Genomic DNA, 17,083 nt, shown 5'->3' on the forward strand with positions numbered 1-17,083 from the left:
TCAATCCCTCTCCTCACGGTAGGAGCGCATGAGGCGGATAAAACGGTCGAAAAGGTGCTCGCCGTCGTGCGGCCCGGCAGCGGCCTCGGGGTGGAACTGCACGGAGAAGGCCGGCATGTCCAGGGCCGTCAGGCCTTCAACGACGCCGTCGTTGAGCCCCAGGTGGCTGACCTCGACCCGCCCGTAGCGGCCACCGGCGTAGGGGGCGACGGAGGGCCCCCCGACAGGGGCGTCGACGGCGAAACCGTGATTGTGGGCGGTGATCTCCACCCGGCCGGTGGCGCGGTCCAGCACCGGCTGGTTGACACCACGGTGCCCGTAGCCGAGCTTGTAGGTGCCGTACCCCAGGGCCCGCCCGAAGAGCTGGTTGCCCAGGCAGATGCCGAAGAAGGGGATGCCCGCGTCCAGAACCCCGCGCAGCAGCTCGATCTCACCGGTGGCGGCGGCCGGATCGCCGGGCCCGTTGGAGAAGAACACGCCGTCGGGGCGCAGGGTGAGAAGCTCCTCGAAGGTGGTGGACTGCGGCAGTACGTGAACGCGTGCGCCCCGCTCGGCCAGGTGGTGGGGGGTGCGGCTCTTTATGCCCAGGTCAATGGCGGCCACCACCGTCACGGGCTCGGCGCCCTCGTAGGCCCCGGAGGGTTCGACCACGTACCCCTCGGCGGTGGAGACCTCTGCGGCCAGGGCCCGCCCGGCCATGGGGGGCGTGGCCCGCACGGCGTCCAGGCAGATGTCGGTGGCCGCGGGCGAGGGCCCGGCGGGGTCCTGCGCTCCGGCCGGCAGGGCCTGGCCGGAGAAGATGCCGGCGCGCATGGCCCCGCGCTCGCGCAGGTGGCGGGTCAGGGCCCGGGTGTCGACCTGGCAGATGCCGACGACGCCGGCGGCGGCAAGCTCATCGTCCAGTTCGCGACGGGCGCGCCAACTGGAGGCGCGGCGGGCCGGGTCGCGCACCACATAACCGGCCACCCAGATGCGGTCGGACTCGGGGTCCTCGTCATTGACGCCGGTGTTGCCGACGTGGGGGGCGGTCATGACCACGATCTGACGGTGGTAGGAGGGGTCGGTGAGGGTCTCCTGGTACCCGGTCATGCCGGTGTTGAAAACGATCTCGCCGAGCGTGCGCCCGGTAGCGCCATAGGCGCACCCGCGCAGCACGTAGCCGTCCTCCAGGACCAGCAGCGCTACCGGGCGCTCGGCACGGGCGGTGGCGGCCCGAGTGGTGGTGGTCATGGCTCAGGCCCCGCTGTCCACCGGGTTGTCCACCGGCGCGCCGTCCAGGACGGTGGGGCGCCCGTGCAGGAAGGTGGCCATGACCCGGCCGGGCAGTTCCAGCCCCGCATAGGGGGTGTTGGCGGAGCGGGTCCACTGGGCGCGCCCGTCAACGGTGCGTCTCACCTCGGGGTCCACCACCGCTATGTTCGCCGGCGCGCCCACCCCCAGGCCCTGGCCCTGGTCCGTCAGGCGGCCAATGCGCGCCGGCGTGGTGGACAGGACCCGGGCGACGTCACGCCAGGTCAGGCGTCCCGGGCGCACCATGGTCTCAATCACGACGCTCAGGGCGGTCTCCAGCCCGGTCATGCCGAAGGCGCCCGCGGCCCACTCGCAGTCCTTGCTCTCCAATGGGTGGGGGGCGTGGTCGGTGCCCACGACGTCAATGGTGCCGTCCTCCAGGGCCTGACGGACCGCCTCAACATCCTCGGCCGTGCGCAGGGGCGGGTTGACCTTGTACAGCGGGGAGTAGGTGCGGGCCATCTCATCGGTCAGAAGCAGGTGGTGGGGTGTGACCTCCGCGGTGACGTCAATGCCGCGGGCCTTGGCCCAGCGGATAATGTCAACGCTGCCGGCGGTGGACAGGTGGCACACGTGCAGGCGGCTTCCCACGTGCTCGGCCAGGAGCACGTCGCGGGCAATGATTGACTCCTCGGCCACGGCCGGCCAGCCGCGCAGGCCCAACTCGGCGGAAACCACGCCCTCGTGCATCTGGGAGCCCTCGGTCAGGCGCGGATCCTGGGCGTGCTGGGCGATGACGCCATCGAAGCCTTTGACGTACTCCAGGGCGCGGCGCATGAGCACCGGGTCGGAGACGCATTTGCCGTCGTCGGAGAAGACGCGCACGCGGGCGGCGCTGGCGGCCATGGCGCCCATCTCGGACAGGTGCTTGCCCGCCAGTCCCTCGGAGACCGCGCCGACGGGGTGGACGTCCACCCAGCCGGCCTCTTTCCCCAGGCGCAGGACCTGCTCGACAACACCGGCATTGTCCTGGACGGGGGTGGTGTTGGCCATGGCGAAGACGGCCGTGTAGCCGCCGACGGCGGCGGCGCGGGTGCCGGTGAAGACGGTTTCGGCGCTCTCCCCCCCGGGCTGACGCAGGTGGGTGTGGATGTCGACCAGGCCGGGCAGGGCCACCAGGCCGTCCAAGTCGTGGCGCACCGCCTCACGGGGGGCCTGGGAGGCGGCGCCGGCGCCCAGGGCGGCAATGGATCCGTCGACAATGAGGATGTCGGCGGCGTCTTCACCGTAGGGGCGTACACCGGTCAGGAGGTGAGCGGTCACAGCTGGTTCCCTTCGTCGGCCAGGAGGAGGTAGAGGGCGGCCATGCGCACCGAGACGCCATTGCCGACCTGCTCGACGACCCGCGAGCGCGGGTCGTCGGCGGCCTCGGCGGTGATCTCCAGGCCGCGGTTCATGGGGCCGGGGTGCATGACAATGGCGCTGGCGGGCATGGCCTGGCGGCGGGCCAGGTTCAGGCCGTAGGCGCGCGAGTACTCGGCGGGGCTGGGGAAGAAGCCGCCTCCGGCGGCGCTCATGCGCTCGCGCTGGACGCGCAGCATCATGACGGCGTCAGGGCGATTGTCGGCGATGGCGGCGTCCAGGTCGTAGGAGACCTCGCAGGGCCAATTCTCCATGCCCACGGGCAGGAGGGTGGGTGGGGCCACCAGGGTGACCCGTGCGCCCAGGGTGGTGAGCAGGTCGACGTTGGAGCGGGCCACGCGCGAGTGGAGGATGTCGCCGACGATAATGACTCGGGCGCCATTCAAATCGCGGCCCTGCGGGGCCGGGGAGCCGTCGGCGGCGCCCGGGGAGCCGGGGACGTACCAGCGCCGCAGGGTCATGGCGTCCAGGAGCGCCTGGGTGGGGTGCTGGTGGGTACCGTCCCCGGCGTTGAGAACCGGGACATGGATCCATCCGGCGTGAGCCAGCAGGTGGGCGGCCCCGCAGGCGCGGTGTCGCACGACCACGGCATCGGCGCCCATGGCTTGGAGGGTCTGGGCGGTGTCCTTGAGGGACTCGCCCTTGGACACCGACGAGCCCTTGGCGGAGAAGTTGATGACGTCGGCGCTCAGCCGCTTGGCGGCGGCTTCAAAGGACAGGCGGGTGCGCGTGGAGTCCTCGAAGAAGAGGTTGACGACCGTCCTGCCGCGCAGAGTGGGCAGTTTCTTAACGGAGTGGCGCTGGGTGGCGGCCATGGCCTCGGCGGTGTCCAAGACCATCACGGCGTCGTCGTGGGACAGGTCCTTCGCGGAGAGCAGGTGCCTCATCGTGTGGCCTCCTGGCCGGTGGCGGCGGTGACTGAGGGGACGATGGTCACGGCGTCTGCGTCGGCGCCGAGCTCGGTTAAGGAGACAACGACCTTCTCGCTGCGGGAGGTCGGCAGATTCTTGCCCACGTAGTCGGCGCGGATCGGCAGCTCGCGGTGGCCGCGGTCCACCAGGACGGCGAGTTGGACGGCGCGGGGGCGGCCAATGGCGCCGATGGCGTCCAGGGCGGCGCGGATGGTGCGCCCGGAGTAGAGGACATCGTCGACCAGGATGACGGTCTTGTCGTCGAGGCCGCATTCGGGGATGCGCGTGGGTTTGGGCACGCGGATGGGGTGGCGGCCCAGGTCGTCGCGGTACATGGTGATGTCCAGCGTTCCCACGGGGACGGCGACCGGCGCGGTGACGGCGGGGTCTTCCCCGTGGGCACTGGCCAGGGACTCCGCCAGCCGCTGGGCCAGGGGGACCCCGGCGCTGGGGATGCCCAGGAGCACAATGTTCTGGGCCCCGCGGTTGCGCTCGATCGCCTCGTGGGCGATGCGCACCAGGGAGCGTGCGATCTCTGGGGCGCCCAGGATCTGCTTGCCGGTGGACTGCGTTGCGGCCACGGTGTGTGGACCTCCTTCCCCGCCTCTCCGGACGGACTTAAAGGATGCCTGTCGGTGGCGATCGTAGCCCCGCGGGGGTCGGCCCGCGCGCCGTGACCGCACTGCGGATGAGCGTCGCGGGCAGGGCTTCAGGCCTCCAGGGAGCGCAGCAGGTCGGCCAGGGACATGGGGGCGCGCCCGGTCAGGCGCTCGACGTCGTCGGTGAGGAGCTCCAGCTCCCCGGCCGCAATGGCGGTGTAGGTGGTCACCCAGGCCTCCACCTGCCAGTGCGGGGCGCCGTAGTGGGCGCGCGCGGCGTAGGCCTCCTCCACGGTCTCTTCGCGGTAGACGCAGGGTCGGCCCGTGACCTCGGCGGTGGTGCGGGCGACGTCGGCCAGGCTGAGGGCCTGGGGCCCGGTGAGGTTGTAGGTGGCCCCGGTGTGCTGGGTCCGCCCCGCAGCCAGGTCTGTGAGAACGGCGCTCAGGCTGGCGGCGACGTCGGCCCTGGTCACGGCGCCGACCCTCCCCTGGCCGCCGGGTCCGGCGATGACGCCGCTGAGGGCCAGTTCGGCCAGGAAGTCGGTGTAGAAGGAGTCCCGCAGGAAGGTGAAGGCCATGCCGGAGTCGCGCAGCGCCTGCTCAGTGTGCCAGTGCGTGCGCGAGAGGGTGAAAGTCGCCTCTGGCGAGGCGCCCAGGAAAGAGGTGTAGACCACGTGCCGTACTCCCGCCGCCGCGGCTGCGGCAATGAAAGTGCGGTGCTGGCTCAGCCGGTCGGCCGATTCCGCCGCTGAGACCATGAGGAGGAGATCGACGCCCTCCAGGGCGTCAAGGCAGGCCCGACGGTCCCCGTAGGTCATGACGGCGACGTCGTCGGCCCACTGCGGTGCACGGCCCCGATCCCGCACCAGTAGTCTGAGCCGCTGGCCGTCCCGGTGAAGGGATTGGGCGACCATGCCGCCGACCTTGCCGGTGGCCCCGGTGACTCCTATGAGGGGGCGGGATTGGGGCCGCCCAGCGCCGGAGGGGGCGGCCGGGTGACCGGTCGTGTCTGCCGCACTCATGTCTCAGGTGTCTCAGGCCCGGCTGCAGCGGTCGGCCTCGTAGGCGGCTCCGATAATGCCGGCGGCGTTGAGCAGGGCGGCGGGGACGATCTCGGTGTGAAGGTCGAGCAGCGGGAGGAACTTCTCGTGTTTCTTGGACACGCCCCCGCCGACGACGAAAAGGTCGGGGGAGAAGAGCATTTCGACGTGGCTGTAGTAGCGCTGGAGGCGCTTGGCCCACTTCTTCCAGGACAGGCCCTGGGCTTCACGCTGCCCGGAGGAGGCGCGCGTCTCGGCGTCATGCCCGTTAATCTCCAGGTGGCCGAGCTCGGTGTTGGGTACCAGGGTCCCGTCGACAATGACGGCCGACCCGATCCCGGTGCCGAGCGTGGTGACAATGACGGTGCCCGGGTGGTCCTTGGCGGCGCCGTAGGCGACCTCGGCGAGGCCGGCGGCATCGGCGTCGTTGAGCGTGTGCACGCGGCGGCCGAGGCGCTCGGACAGGAGCGCATTGACGTCCACACCGGTCCAGGACTGGTCGAGGTTGGCCATGAAGCGCACGACGCCGCGGATGATTGGAGCGGGGAAGCTAACGCCGACGGCGATGTCCTGCGGGGCGCCGAGGCGGTCGAGGACCTCCGCACAGACCGCGGCCACCGCCTCAGGGGTGGACGGCTGCGGGGTTTCAATGCGCACGCGCTCGCCAATGAACTCCCCGCTGTCGAGATCTACCAGGGCGCCCTTGACACCCGATCCGCCAATGTCGATACCGCATCCGACGTGTGCCATGGCTTCCTCCTGCAGGGCCGTGTACATGGCTGTCAGCGCGAGAATACCGCCCAGCGGGGTGCCGGCGCCCTGGTTTTCAGCCCAGAGTGTCCGCCAAATCGCCAATGCGGCCCAGTAGGCCGCCCAGGTAGCGGGGGGAATCGTCAGTGGAGAGCATGCGCGCCAGGGTCATGGCCTCGTCCAGGGCCACGGGGGCGTCGACCTCGTTGTTGTAGACGATCTCCCAGGTGGTCATGCGCGCTATGGCCCGGTCCACGGCGGGCATACGGCCCAGGGTCCAGTCCTGGGCGTAGGTCTCAATGGCCTCGTCAATGGCGTCGAGGTGGTCGGCTACACCGGCCAGGATCTGGCGGGTGTAGGCGGGGGCCGGGGTGTGGTTGGCGGAGTTGACCGCACGTTCAGCGGCGAACAGGCGCAGTCGCTCCCCGGCCGGCCCAGCGCCCGCGGGGTCGCCCCCGCCCTGGGCCTCGTCACTGTCATTGCCGCTGCGGCGCCCAGCGTCCAGCAGGCCGCGCTGATCGGCCTCGAAGAGGATCTCAATGGCGCGGCGCCGGGCCTTGGTGCGGGCGGTGACGGCGTGCTTGAGCGGGCGGGAGGCCCCGCCCCCCTGGTGGGGGGCGGGGCCGCTCGGCGGGGCGGTGGTGTCCTCAGTCATTAGTCATTCATTAGTCACTGCGTCAGTCACTGCGTCTCAGTCGGTGACGCGGGAAATGTAGGAGCCGTTGCGGGTGTCCACCTTGATTCTGTCCCCGGTGTTGAGGAACAGGGGCACCTGGATCTCCGCGCCGGTCTCCAATGTGGCCGGCTTGGTGCCGGCGCTGGAGCGGTCGCCCTGGAGGCCGGGCTCGGTGTGAGAGACGGTGAGCACCACGGAGGCGGGCAGCTCAACGAACAGGACGGCGTCCTCGTGGAAGGCCACCACGACGTCCTGGTTCTCCAGGAGGAACGTGGCGGCCTCCCCCACGGTGGCCGCCGGGACATAGGTCTGCTCGTAGTCCTTGACGTCCATGAAAACGAAGCCGTCACCGTCGCGGTACAGGAATTGCATGTCGCGGCGGTCCACGGTGGCGGTGTCGACCTTGAGGCCGGCGTTGAAGGTCTTGTCCACGGTCTTGCCGGACAGGACGTTCTTGAGCTTGGTGCGCACGAAGGCGGGGCCTTTGCCGGGCTTGACGTGCTGGAACTCGACCACCTGCCACAGCTGGCCCTCGAGGTTGAGAACCATGCCGTTCTTCAGGTCGTTCGTCGTGGCCACGAGCGGTTTCCTCACTGTCGGGGCTGGACCCCTGGGCTGTGCCGGCTGCGGGGTCCGGGGGTCTTGGACGCGGTGAGTCTACCGTGCCCCCGGCCCCGGCGCCGACCGGCGAGGTCGGGCCCGCCGAGCTCCTCAGGCGCCGTAGCAGGTGGGGGCGGCGGCCAGGTCCGTGCGGGCCTGCCGCTGGCCGCGTAGGCGACTAATGGTGGCGAAACGCTCCTCGGCGTAGGGCAGGGAGACGTCGCGCAGGTAGCGGGCCAGTTTCATCTCCCCCTGCTCCTCCATGGCCGCTATGAGGCTGCGCACGTCGTCGGGGTGGCGGTTTTGGCTCATCTTCGCCTTGCCGCGCACCATTCGGGCCTCGACTGAGGCTGCGACGATCGCCCGGGACATGCGCTCCAGTTTCTCCTCGCCAATGGGCTCCAGGGTGTCGCCATCGCCCATGACGTGCGTCATGCGCCGGGCGGCCTCGAGCGCCGCCGACGGGCTCGGGTCAATGGTCACCGGACCAGTGACGTGGATAGTGATGTAGTCCCAGGTGGGGACGTTCGGCTTGACGTCATTGGTGGCGTACCACTCAGGCGAGACGTAGGCGTCGGCTTCGTCGAGGATAATCAGTCCCGTGGGGTGAATCAGGGGCTCGCCGGCCTGGGGGTTGTTCCGCACGAGGTGGGTGACGAGGCTGGAGGATTCCTCGTCGTAGTAGAACGGCACCAGGGTGGCCTCGGGGCCGTGTGCGTGGACTGTGACCAGGTTGCCGGACCTTGGCGCGGTCATTAGTCGGCGGGTGTAGTCCTCGGGCAACTCGAAGTGCTGGGGAACGTACATGCCGGCAGGCTACTGGCGCGCCCCTGAGCTGTCGAGAAGTGCGGCGACCTGCTCGGCCTCCAGGTCGGTGGTGTCGACAACACGATCCGCCACCTGCCGGCACTGGGCCTCGCGGGCGTGCAGCATGAGGGTGAACTCGTGGCGGACGGTGCCCAGGGCCACCGACCGGGGCGCGTCCAGGCCATTGCGGGAGGCCAGGCGTCGCGTTGAAGCGGTTAGGGCGATGATGCGGCCGCCGCTGTCGGCCAGGGCGGCGAGCGCGGCGCGAACCGGCCCGGCACCCAGGCACCCCGAGCCCAGGGCGACGACGGTGCCCTCGGCCCGGGCCTGCGCAATGAGGCGCAGGGCGCAGGCTTCCTCAACCCGCCGGTACTGGGCCTCCGGCGCCATGACCAGGGCGAGCTCGGGCTCCACGCCGAGTCCGGCGGCGGTTTGCTCCGCCAGGTCGGTGCTGGCCGTTCCCCGGAGGGCGGCGAGGGCGCGCGCTGCGCTGGAGCATCCGGCGCCGGGAGGCCCCACGAGGATGACCGGTTGGCGCCGACTAGCGCTCATGCGCGCGCCCGGGGGTGGTGACGGCGGTGTGGGCGGCTTCGAGCACCTGGGCTTCGGGGGCGCGCGCGCGCACGGGCGCCGCAATGGCCTCGAGCAGGACCATGCGCAGGGTGCCGGCGCGCACTTTTTTGTCGCTGAGCATGGCGGCGTGCAGGTCCGCCCAGTGGTCGGCGCCCTCGGGAAAGGTGGTGGGCAGCCCTACCGCCTCAAGGGCCCGGCGGTGGAGGGCGAGTTCGTCGGCGCCCAGGCGGCCGGTGCGCCAGGCGGTCTCGGCGGCGAAGACGCAGCCCACGGCCACGGCCTCCCCGTGGCGCCAGGTGTAGTTGGTGACTTTCTCAATGGCGTGGGCGTAGGTGTGCCCATAGTTGAGTATTTCCCGCAGCCCCGATTCGGTGAGGTCCTCGCTGACTACGGCGGCCTTGACGGCCACGGAGCGGGTGACGAGATCGGCCAGAACCGGGGAGTCCCAGTTCAAGCAGTCGGCGGGGTCGGCCAGGACCCGGTCCAGGATGACGGGGTCGGCGATGAAGCCGCACTTGACGACCTCTGCCATGCCGGCGCGCAGCTCGGCGGTGGGCAGGGTCGCCAGGGCGGCCAGGTCCGCGATGACGGCGCTGGGGGGGTGGAAAGCCCCCACGAGGTTCTTGCCCGCGGCGGTGTCAATGCCGGTCTTGCCGCCCACGGCGGCGTCGACCATGGCCAGCAGGGAGGTGGGGACCTGCACCACGGGGACTCCGCGCAGCCAACTGGCGGCGGCGAAGCCCGCCAGGTCGGTGGTGGCCCCTCCGCCCAGGCCAATGAGGCAACCGTCACGACCCATGCGGAATGCGCCCAGGGCCTCCCAGACGTCAGTGAGGACCGCTGCGCATTTGCAGGCTTCCCCGTCGGGGACGACGACGCGGGTCACGCGCCCGCCGGCGCCGGCCAGGTCGGCCTCGTAGCCGCGGGCGACCCGAGTCAGGGCCTGGGGGTGGACTATGGCCACTCCCCCGGCGCCGCCGCCCGGGGCCGTTTGGACGGCGCGAGTAACCTCGGGGGCCAGGTCGTGGCCAATGACGACCTCGTAGGGCCGGGCGCCCCCGACACGGACGCGGGCGGGGCCGTGCCGCTCGGCGACCGTGCCGGAGGAGGCCACGGTCCTGGGACGGTCCGGGCGGCGCGGTGAGGGGGCCGCCAGGGAGCTGCGGGTGGCGCCGGCAGCGGCCAGGGAGCGGGCCGTGTCGCTGGGGCTGGCTCCCAGGGCGACCAGCACCAGGGCGCTGACCTGTTCGGGGGTGAGCCCGTCGGTGGCCACGGTTATGGTGGCCACCTCCTCGTACAGGGGGGCCCTCTCAGCGTGGAGGGCCTCCATGCGGGCCAGGATCCCGGGCGCCACCGGGCCCTCGAGGGCGGCCTCGGCGGCGTCAGAGTCGACGGTCTGGTTCATGAGGGGCCGTCCGCTGCCGTCACCGACGTGGGCGGCGGCGGTGGCCGGGGAGGCGACCAGGTGGATGACGCTGTGCCCGGCCAGCATGGCCCGGTTCTCGGCGCGCAGCACCGCGCCGCCTCCCAGGGCCACCACGCCCTGAGCACGGGCCTCGGACTCCAGCACGGCCCGCAGGGCGCGTTGCTCGCGGTCGCGGAAGCGCTCCTCCCCCTCTGAGGCGAAGATCTGGGGGATGGTCATGCGGGCCCGGCGGCGGACCTCGGCGTCGGTGTCGGTGACCTGGACGCCCAGGGCCGCGGCCAGGAGGCGCGCCACCGTCGTCTTGCCCGCCCCGGGCAGACCCACGAGGATTAGGGGCAGGTGGGTGGGGTCCACGACGAGGCCCGGCTCGCCGGGGCGTTTGCGCGCGCTCACGGGTGCTCCCTTCGGCTCGTGCCCTCCCAGGTGGTGCGCCCGGCCACCTGCTCCAGGTAGCCGGCCAGGTTGCGGCGGGCCTCGGCCACTGAGTCCCCTCCGGTCTTGTCCAGGAGGGCGTCGGCCAGGACCAGGGCCACCATGGCCTGGGCGATGACGGCGCCGGGCACGACGGCAGTGGTGTCCGACCGCTGATGGAGCCCAGTGGCCTCCTGCCCGGTGGCCAGGTCCACGGTGCGCAGGGCGCGTGGGACGGTGGAGATGGGTTTGTAGGCGGCGCGCACGCGGAGGGGGGCGCCATTGGACATGCCGCCCTCAATGCCCCCGGCCCGGTTGGTGGCGCGCGTCATGTGTCCGCGCTCCACCGCCAGGATCTCGTCGTGGGCGGTTGAGCCGCGCCGGGCGGCCTGGGCGAAGCCATCCCCGATCTCCACGCCCTTGACGGCCTGGATGCTCATGACAGCGGCCGCCAGTCGGGCGTCCAGGCGCCGCTCGGCGCTGACGTGGGTGCCCAGGCCGACCGGCACGCCGGTGGCGATAACCTCGACGACTCCCCCCAGGGTGTCGCCCGCCTTCTTGGCGGCGTCGATCTCGGCGACCATGGCGGCGCTGGTGGCCGGGTCGGTGCAGCGCACCGGGTCGGCGTCCAGGCGGGCGGTGTCCTCCACGCGGGGGGCGGGGGCGTCCTCGGGCAGGGCGATGGCGCCCAGGCGCACGACGTGGCTGATCAGGCCAACTCCCGCGATCTGCTCCAGTAGGGCCTGGGCGATGGCGCCCAGGGCGACGCGGGCGGCGGTCTCGCGGGCGGAGGCGCGTTCCAGGACGGGGCGGGCGTCGGGCAGTTCGTACTTGAGCAGGCCGGGCAGGTCGGCGTGGCCGGGCCGCGGGCGGGTCAGGGGGCGGTTGCGGGCAATCTCCTTCTCGTCGCCGGTGCCGGCGTCTATGAGCATCGCGGCTTCGTCGACGGGGTCGGCGTTCATGACGGTGGACCACTTGGGCCACTCGGTGTTGGAGATCTGCAGGGCGATCGGGCTGCCAATGGTGCGGCCGTGGCGCACTCCTCCCAGGAGGCGCAGGTGGTCCTGTTCGAAGGCCTGGCGGGCCCCGCGCCCGTGCCCCAGGCGGCGGCGGGCCAGGGCGGCGCGGATCTGCTCGCTGGTGATCCTCACCCCGGAGGGGATCCCGTCGATCACGGCGGTTAGGGCCTCGCCGTGCGATTCGCCGGCGGTCATCCATCGAAGCATGCCGTTGATCATCCCACAGTGGGGCACTGGCCCATGAGGGCTTCTCGTCGGCTCCTGACGGGCACGGGCCCGCTCACCGCGCAATGGCGGCCAGCAGGGCGGCGCGCATGGTGTTGAGGTCGGGCTGGCGACCAGTCATGAGGCGCACTTGGGGCGCGGCCTGGTGCAGCAGCATGAGCCAGCCGGGTGCCACGGCGCCGCCGGCGTCCTGCCAGGCGGCGGCTATGGCCGTGGGCCAGGGGTCGTAGATGACGTCGAGCATGGCGGCCCCGGGGCGCGGGCCGCCCCGGGCCGCCAGGGCGTGACCCAGGGGCAGGGCCAGGGGGTCGGCGGCGTGGGCGGGCAGGGTGGTGACGATCAGGTCGGCCGCGGCCAGGGCCCGGGCGACCTCGGCGTGGGAGGCCTGGTCATTGACCCGCCACGTCAGGGTGGTGACGTTCAGGCCCATGCGCCGGGCGGCTGCCTGGGCGCGCCCGGGGCCGGCGTGGCGGCGGGCGGCGATGGTCATGCTGGTGGCGCCCAGCTCGCTGAGCGCGGCCAGCGCCGAGCAGGCGGTGGCCCCTGATCCCAGGACGACGGCGCGGAGCGGGGCCGGCCCGCCCGGCTCGCGGGCCGCGGTGATCTCGCGCAGCGCCTCGACAATGCCGGCGACGTCGGTATTGAAGCCGGCCAGCAGGGCGGCCCCGGTGCCCGAGCGCTGGGCGAGGACGGTGTTGACCGCCCCGACCGTGCTGGCCAGCGGGTCGACTATGTCCAGGTGAGGGATGAGCGCCTGCTTGTGGGGCATGGTCACGCTCAGCCCGGCCCAGACGGCGCCCTGTGCGGGGGCGGCGACCTGCTCCAGCACGGCCGCCAGCGCGGCGGGGGCGACCCGACGGGCCTCGTAGGTCCAGTGGTCCAGGCCGAGTCGCCTGTAGGCGGCGCGGTGCAGGACTGGGGACAGGGAGTGCTCCACCGGGTCGCCAATGACGGCCACCCGGTGGCCCCTGGGCTCAGCCCCCACTGCCGGTGGGGGTCGGTGTGGCCGTGTTGCCCGAGCAGATATCGGGGTGCTCCTTGCAGTAGGCGGTGAGTTTCTCCGTGTTGGTCTTCTGCTCCTCGTGCGTGGTGGCGAAGAGGGTTTCGCCGGTGGTCAGGTCCACGGTGACGAAGTAGAGCCAGTCGCCCGCGGGCGGGTTCATGACCGCGGCAATGGCTTTCTCGCTGGGGCTGCCGATCGGTGTGGGCGGCAGGCCGGCGTGAGCGTAGGTGTTGTAGGGGTTGGAGGTGTCGGCGATCTCCGCCGATGAGGGGATGCCGCCGGTGCGGCCCAGCCCGTACAGGACGGTGGAGTCCATTTGGAGCATGCCCCGGGTCTCGCCTCCGGTGTCGGCCAGTCGGTTCTCAATGACGCGGGCGACCTTCCCGTAGTACTGGTCGGAGGAAACCTCGCGTTCAACGATGGAGGCCTTGGTGAGCACCGCCTGGTAGTCGGCGGCGGCCACCCCCTGGGCGGTGAGTCGCGAAATGGTGGTGGCGACCATCTGGGCGACCACATCGGTGGCGGTGGCGTTCTCAGAAATGTCGTAGGTTGATGGCGCCAACCAGCCCTCGACATCGCCTCCTGCGACCTCCGGCAGGCCAATGGCGGCGGTGTCCGCGAAGGCGGCGTCGATCTCGGCGTTGGTGTAGCCGCCGACGCTCTGAAGGCGCTCGCGCACCTGGGCCTTGGTGGCGCCCTCGGGAATGGTCAGCGCATGGTCGGACCGCGATGAGGGGTCGAGGAGCGCGGCCACGGCGTTGGCGGCGGACATGCGGGTCTTGAGGGTGTAGGTGCCCGCCTGGATTTTGGAGGCGTTGGCATTGGCGCCGTAAGCGTTGACGAAGGCCCCCACGGAGGCCACTACGTCGGCCTCCACGAGGATGGCCCCAATCTCGTTTCCGGTGGCGCCCTCGGGGATGGTGACGGTCACCTCGGTGTCACCGATCCCGGTGTAGTCGGTGATGGCGGTCTGGAGGCTCTGGGCCTCCCGGATGTTGTCGAGGGCCAGGTAACCGCCAACACCCACCCCGGCGAGGGCCACGACCAGCACCACGGTGGTCAGAATGCGGCGGCGCCGGCGGCGGCGCCTGGCTGCACGGCGCGCGGCGCGCCGGCTGCGCTCGCCCCGCTGAGACCGGGTGGGACCGGGGTCGATGCCGATCTGGGCGAAGAAGTCATCTTGGCTCATGATCTGCCTCTCTTGGTCGGGACGACGGGTTCCCCGGCCGGGGCGCCCGTGGCTCGCTCAGCCTCGAGGGCCTGCTCGAGAATGACCACGGCCGCGGCCTGGTCGACAATGGCGCGGAAGTTCTTCTCACGGCGACCGGACTCGTGCAGTGAGCGGTGCGCCATGACCGTCGTGAGGCGCTCGTCGACGAGTCGCACGGGAACGGGAGCAATGGCCCCCGCCAGGTCACGGGCCCATCGTCGGGCATCACGAGTGGATGAAGAGCTGCCACCACTCATAGTACGCGGCAGGCCGACAACGACCTCAACTGCGGCGTGGTCCTGGACCAGGTCTGCCGCCTGATCGAGATCTGCGCCGTAGCGGTCACGGCGCAGCGTGGTCAACGGGACGGGGAGGATTGCCTCCGCGTCGCAGCGGGCCACGCCCACCCGCGCCTTACCGACGTCGAACGCCAGTCTCACACCGTAACGCACCGGTCTAAGGCCTCAGGCACCCAGCTCGCGCTCGACAACGTCCAGCGCCTGGTCCAGCGCCTCACTGTTCTGGCCCCCGCCTTGGGCGACATCGTCGCGGCCACCGCCGCCGCCGCCGAGGATCCTGGCGGCCAAACGGACCAGCGGCCCGGCCTTAATGGAGCGCTCACGCGCCCTACTGTTCGTGGCCGCCACCACTGAGGGCTTGCCGCCCACCAGACCAACCAGGACAACGGTCACCGGCCCGTCCTCGCCCAGGCGGTCGCGCACGCCCAGGGCCAGGGCGCGCAGGGCGTCGGCGGAGGGCATCTCGCCGACGGCGGCGCGCACCAGGCGCACCGGGCCCACCTGGGTGGCGGAGCCGGCGAGTTCGGCAACCCGGGCCAGCGCCTGGGCGGTGCGGGCCTTGTCCAGTTCCTTCTCCGCCTCCTTCAGGCGCGTCATGAGGCTCTCGACGCGGCTGGGAAGCTCTTCGGCGCGGCCCCCCACAAGGGCGGAGAGCTGAGAGACCAGGGCGTGCTCCCTGGCCTGGAAGCCGTAGGCCCCGTCACCGACCAGGGCGTCGATACGACGCACGCCCGAGCCAATGGAGGACTCCCCCAGGACGGCAATGCGCCCAATGCGGCCGGTGGTGGGCACGTGGGTGCCGGCGCACAGTTCCTTGGACCAGTCCCCGCCAATGGACACCACACGGACTTGTCGGCCGTACTTCTCCCCGAACAGGGCCATGGCCCCGGCGGCGCGGGCGGCGTCAATGTCCATGACCTCGTCAGTGACCGGCAGGTCCTGGGCGAGCTTGACATTGACGAGTTCCTCAATGCCCTCGATCTGCTCGCCGGCCAGGGCGGTGCCGTGGCGGAAGTCGAAGCGCAGGCGGGAGGGGGAGTTCTCACTTCCGGCCTGGGTGGCGTTGTCGGAGACGACCTCATGGAGGGCCTTGTGGACCATGTGGGTGGAGGTGTGAGCCCGGGCAATAGCCAGACGGCGCTCGGTATCAATGTGCGCGTAGGCCCGCTCCCCCACGGTGATGGTTCCCTCGGTGAGGCGGCCGCGGTGAACGGTCAGCCCCTTGACGGGGGCCTGGACGTCGTCGACCTCCATGGTGCCCCCCTCCGCCAGGCGGATGGTGCCGTGGTCGGCGAGCTGGCCGCCCATCTCGGCCCAGAAGGGCGTGCGGTCCAAGATGACCTCAACCTGCGCGGGGGCGGTGGCGACGGGCTGAGGGAGGCCGTCGACGAGGAGGCCGGCCACCGCCGCCTCAGCGCTGGAATCGGTGTAGCCCACGAAGGTGGAGCCTCCGCCGAGCTCCTTAACCATGTCCCGGAAGACGCGAATGTCGGCGTGGCCGGTCTTCTTGGCGCGGGCGTCGGCGCGGGCGCGCTCCTTTTGCTCGTTCATCAGCGTGCGGAAAGCGCTCTCGTCCACAACCACGCCCTGCTCGGCAGCCATCTCCAAAGTCAGGTCGATGGGGAAACCGTAGGTGTCGTGCAGTTCGAAGGCGGAGGTGCCTGACACCACCGGCCGGGATCCCTTCTTGGCGCTTCTCCTGGCGGTGGCCACAGCCGTGTCCAAGATGGTGGTGCCGGCGGCCAGGGTGCGTAAGAAGGCCTCCTCCTCGCCGTAGGCGACGTCGGCAATGGTGGACCAGTTGGTTTCCAGCTCAGGATAGGAGGCCTTCATAACGTCCTTGGAGGCGGTCAACAGGATGGGCATGGTGGCCTCCTCCACGCCCAGCAGGCGCATGGATCGCACCGCACGGCGGATGAGACGGCGCAGCACGTAGCCGCGGCCGTCGTTGCCGGGGCGCACGCCGTCGCCAATGAGCATGAGTGCGCTGCGCACGTGGTCGGCCACCACGCGCATGCGCACATCGTCGTCGTAGGCCTGCCCGGCGGCGGCCCCCTTGGCCCCACGGCCGTAGGTCTTAGAACTCATGTCCTGGACGGCGGCGATGACGGGGAAAACCTCGTCAATCTCATACATATTGGGTTTGTCCTGCATGAGGAAGGCGAGGCGCTCCAGGCCCATGCCGGTGTCAATGGCCGTCCTGTCGAGCTTGCCCACCAGCTCGAAGTCGTGGCCCTGGCCCTCCCCGCGCAGGAATTCGTCGAACACGAGGTTCCAGATCTCCAAGAAGCGGTCGCCCCGGGTGTCTACGGCCGGACCGCCGTCGGGCCCGTAGGCCCGGCCGCGGTCGTAGTGAATCTCACAGCACGAGCCGGCCGGCCCGGGCTGCCCAGTAGACCAGGAGATCTCCGCGAAGGGAAGCTTCTGGATGCGCTCGGCGGGCACACCGATCACTCGGGTCCAGTGGTCGAAGGAGACCCTGTCCTCCTCCCAGATGGTCATCCACAGCCGGTCGCCGTCCAGCCCGTACTTCCCCTCCTGCTTTGAACCGGTCAGCAGGTCCCAGGCGTAGTCAATGGCGCCCTCCTTGAAGTAGTCCCCGAAGGAGAAATTGCCGTTCATTTGGAAGAACGTGCCATGGCGTGTGGTCTTGCCGACATTGTCAATGTCGTTGGTGCGGATGCACTTCTGCACCGAGGCGGCGCGCGGCCAGGGGGCCTCCTCGGTCCCCATAATGTAGGGGATGAAGGGGACCATTCCGGCGATGGTGAACAGGATCGAAGGGTCCGGGGAGACCAAGGGCACGGAGGGGCAGACCTCGTGACCATTGGCCCCGAAGTAGGCGAGCCAGCGGTTGCGGATCTCGGAGGTGCGCATGAGTA

The 17,083-nt window shown here is 70.9% G+C and carries 16 protein-coding genes; all 16 read right to left on the reverse strand.

Annotated elements, in window-relative coordinates; genetic code table 11:
* The 16 genes from carA to alaS all read right to left on the reverse strand — a co-directional run bounded on the left by carA (position 1) and on the right by alaS (position 17,078).
* Positions 1-1,230 carry a glutamine-hydrolyzing carbamoyl-phosphate synthase small subunit gene (gene carA, locus EUC46_RS01245; RefSeq protein ID WP_128772354.1) on the reverse strand — a complete coding sequence of 410 codons (1,230 nt, stop codon included), beginning with the start codon at positions 1,228-1,230 and terminating at the stop codon, positions 1-3.
* Positions 1,231-1,233: 3 nt separating this feature from the next.
* On the reverse strand, positions 1,234-2,553 hold the full coding sequence (locus EUC46_RS01250) for a dihydroorotase (protein WP_128772355.1): 1,320 nt from the start codon (positions 2,551-2,553) through the stop codon (positions 1,234-1,236).
* A complete protein-coding gene (locus tag EUC46_RS01255) occupies positions 2,550-3,539 on the reverse strand; it encodes an aspartate carbamoyltransferase catalytic subunit (protein WP_128772356.1) in 990 nt (329 codons plus the stop codon). The genes EUC46_RS01250 and EUC46_RS01255 overlap by 4 nt, the downstream gene beginning before the upstream one ends.
* On the reverse strand, positions 3,536-4,144 hold the full coding sequence (pyrR, locus tag EUC46_RS01260) for a bifunctional pyr operon transcriptional regulator/uracil phosphoribosyltransferase PyrR (RefSeq protein WP_128772357.1): 609 nt from the start codon (positions 4,142-4,144) through the stop codon (positions 3,536-3,538). Before pyrR ends, EUC46_RS01255 begins: the two co-directional genes overlap by 4 nt.
* A 128-nt stretch (positions 4,145-4,272) precedes the next feature.
* Positions 4,273-5,184 carry an SDR family oxidoreductase gene (locus EUC46_RS01265; protein ID WP_128772358.1) on the reverse strand — a complete coding sequence of 304 codons (912 nt, stop codon included), beginning with the start codon at positions 5,182-5,184 and terminating at the stop codon, positions 4,273-4,275.
* A gap of 12 nt (positions 5,185-5,196) precedes the next feature.
* A complete protein-coding gene (gene ppgK, locus EUC46_RS01270) occupies positions 5,197-5,952 on the reverse strand; it encodes a polyphosphate--glucose phosphotransferase (protein WP_128772359.1) in 756 nt (251 codons plus the stop codon).
* A gap of 76 nt (positions 5,953-6,028) precedes the next feature.
* Positions 6,029-6,607: a transcription antitermination factor NusB gene (nusB, locus tag EUC46_RS01275; RefSeq protein ID WP_128772360.1), complete on the reverse strand. Its 579-nt coding sequence runs from the start codon at positions 6,605-6,607 to the stop codon at positions 6,029-6,031.
* Positions 6,608-6,643: 36 nt separating this feature from the next.
* Positions 6,644-7,207 (reverse strand): elongation factor P, encoded by a 564-nt coding sequence (efp, locus tag EUC46_RS01280; RefSeq protein WP_128772361.1) that lies wholly within the window; start codon positions 7,205-7,207, stop codon positions 6,644-6,646.
* 132 nt (positions 7,208-7,339) lie between these two features.
* Positions 7,340-8,035 (reverse strand): FMN-binding negative transcriptional regulator, encoded by a 696-nt coding sequence (locus tag EUC46_RS01285; protein ID WP_128772362.1) that lies wholly within the window; start codon positions 8,033-8,035, stop codon positions 7,340-7,342.
* Between the two features lie 9 nt (positions 8,036-8,044).
* Complete coding sequence (locus EUC46_RS01290) at positions 8,045-8,587, reverse strand: shikimate kinase (protein ID WP_128772363.1); 543 nt, start codon at positions 8,585-8,587, stop codon at positions 8,045-8,047.
* Complete coding sequence (aroB, locus tag EUC46_RS01295) at positions 8,577-10,427, reverse strand: 3-dehydroquinate synthase (RefSeq protein ID WP_241655317.1); 1,851 nt, start codon at positions 10,425-10,427, stop codon at positions 8,577-8,579. The genes EUC46_RS01290 and aroB overlap by 11 nt, the downstream gene beginning before the upstream one ends.
* Complete coding sequence (gene aroC / locus EUC46_RS01300; RefSeq protein WP_206645850.1) at positions 10,424-11,671, reverse strand: chorismate synthase; 1,248 nt, start codon at positions 11,669-11,671, stop codon at positions 10,424-10,426. Before aroC ends, aroB begins: the two co-directional genes overlap by 4 nt.
* Before the next feature lie 73 nt (positions 11,672-11,744).
* The gene (locus EUC46_RS01305; protein ID WP_338324449.1) at positions 11,745-12,647 is read right to left on the reverse strand and encodes a shikimate dehydrogenase; all 903 of its coding nucleotides are present in this window, start codon (positions 12,645-12,647) and stop codon (positions 11,745-11,747) included.
* 16 nt (positions 12,648-12,663) lie between these two features.
* Complete coding sequence (gene mltG, locus EUC46_RS01310; protein ID WP_128772366.1) at positions 12,664-13,881, reverse strand: endolytic transglycosylase MltG; 1,218 nt, start codon at positions 13,879-13,881, stop codon at positions 12,664-12,666.
* Positions 13,878-14,354 (reverse strand): Holliday junction resolvase RuvX, encoded by a 477-nt coding sequence (gene ruvX / locus EUC46_RS01315; protein WP_128772367.1) that lies wholly within the window; start codon positions 14,352-14,354, stop codon positions 13,878-13,880. Before ruvX ends, mltG begins: the two co-directional genes overlap by 4 nt.
* A gap of 12 nt (positions 14,355-14,366) precedes the next feature.
* A complete protein-coding gene (gene alaS / locus EUC46_RS01320; protein WP_128772368.1) occupies positions 14,367-17,078 on the reverse strand; it encodes an alanine--tRNA ligase in 2,712 nt (903 codons plus the stop codon).
* Between the last annotated feature and the right edge of the window lie 5 nt (positions 17,079-17,083).

It is taken from the genome of Actinomyces oricola, assembly GCF_004104015.1.
Classification (GTDB): Bacteria; Actinomycetota; Actinomycetes; order Actinomycetales; family Actinomycetaceae; genus Actinomyces; species Actinomyces oricola.

Coding starts and splice junctions, on each gene's coding strand:
- carA (WP_128772354.1), bottom strand. CDS start 1,230: ATGACCACCACCACTCGGGCCGCCACCGCCCGTGCCGAGCGCCCGGTA.
- EUC46_RS01255 (WP_128772356.1), bottom strand. CDS start 3,539: ATGAGGCACCTGCTCTCCGCGAAGGACCTGTCCCACGACGACGCCGTG.
- EUC46_RS01265 (WP_128772358.1), bottom strand. CDS start 5,184: ATGAGTGCGGCAGACACGACCGGTCACCCGGCCGCCCCCTCCGGCGCT.
- ppgK (WP_128772359.1), bottom strand. CDS start 5,952: ATGGCACACGTCGGATGCGGTATCGACATTGGCGGATCGGGTGTCAAG.
- nusB (WP_128772360.1), bottom strand. CDS start 6,607: ATGACTGAGGACACCACCGCCCCGCCGAGCGGCCCCGCCCCCCACCAG.
- EUC46_RS01285 (WP_128772362.1), bottom strand. CDS start 8,035: ATGTACGTTCCCCAGCACTTCGAGTTGCCCGAGGACTACACCCGCCGA.
- EUC46_RS01290 (WP_128772363.1), bottom strand. CDS start 8,587: ATGAGCGCTAGTCGGCGCCAACCGGTCATCCTCGTGGGGCCTCCCGGC.
- aroC (WP_206645850.1), bottom strand. CDS start 11,671: ATGCTTCGATGGATGACCGCCGGCGAATCGCACGGCGAGGCCCTAACC.
- mltG (WP_128772366.1), bottom strand. CDS start 13,881: ATGAGCCAAGATGACTTCTTCGCCCAGATCGGCATCGACCCCGGTCCC.
- alaS (WP_128772368.1), bottom strand. CDS start 17,078: ATGCGCACCTCCGAGATCCGCAACCGCTGGCTCGCCTACTTCGGGGCC.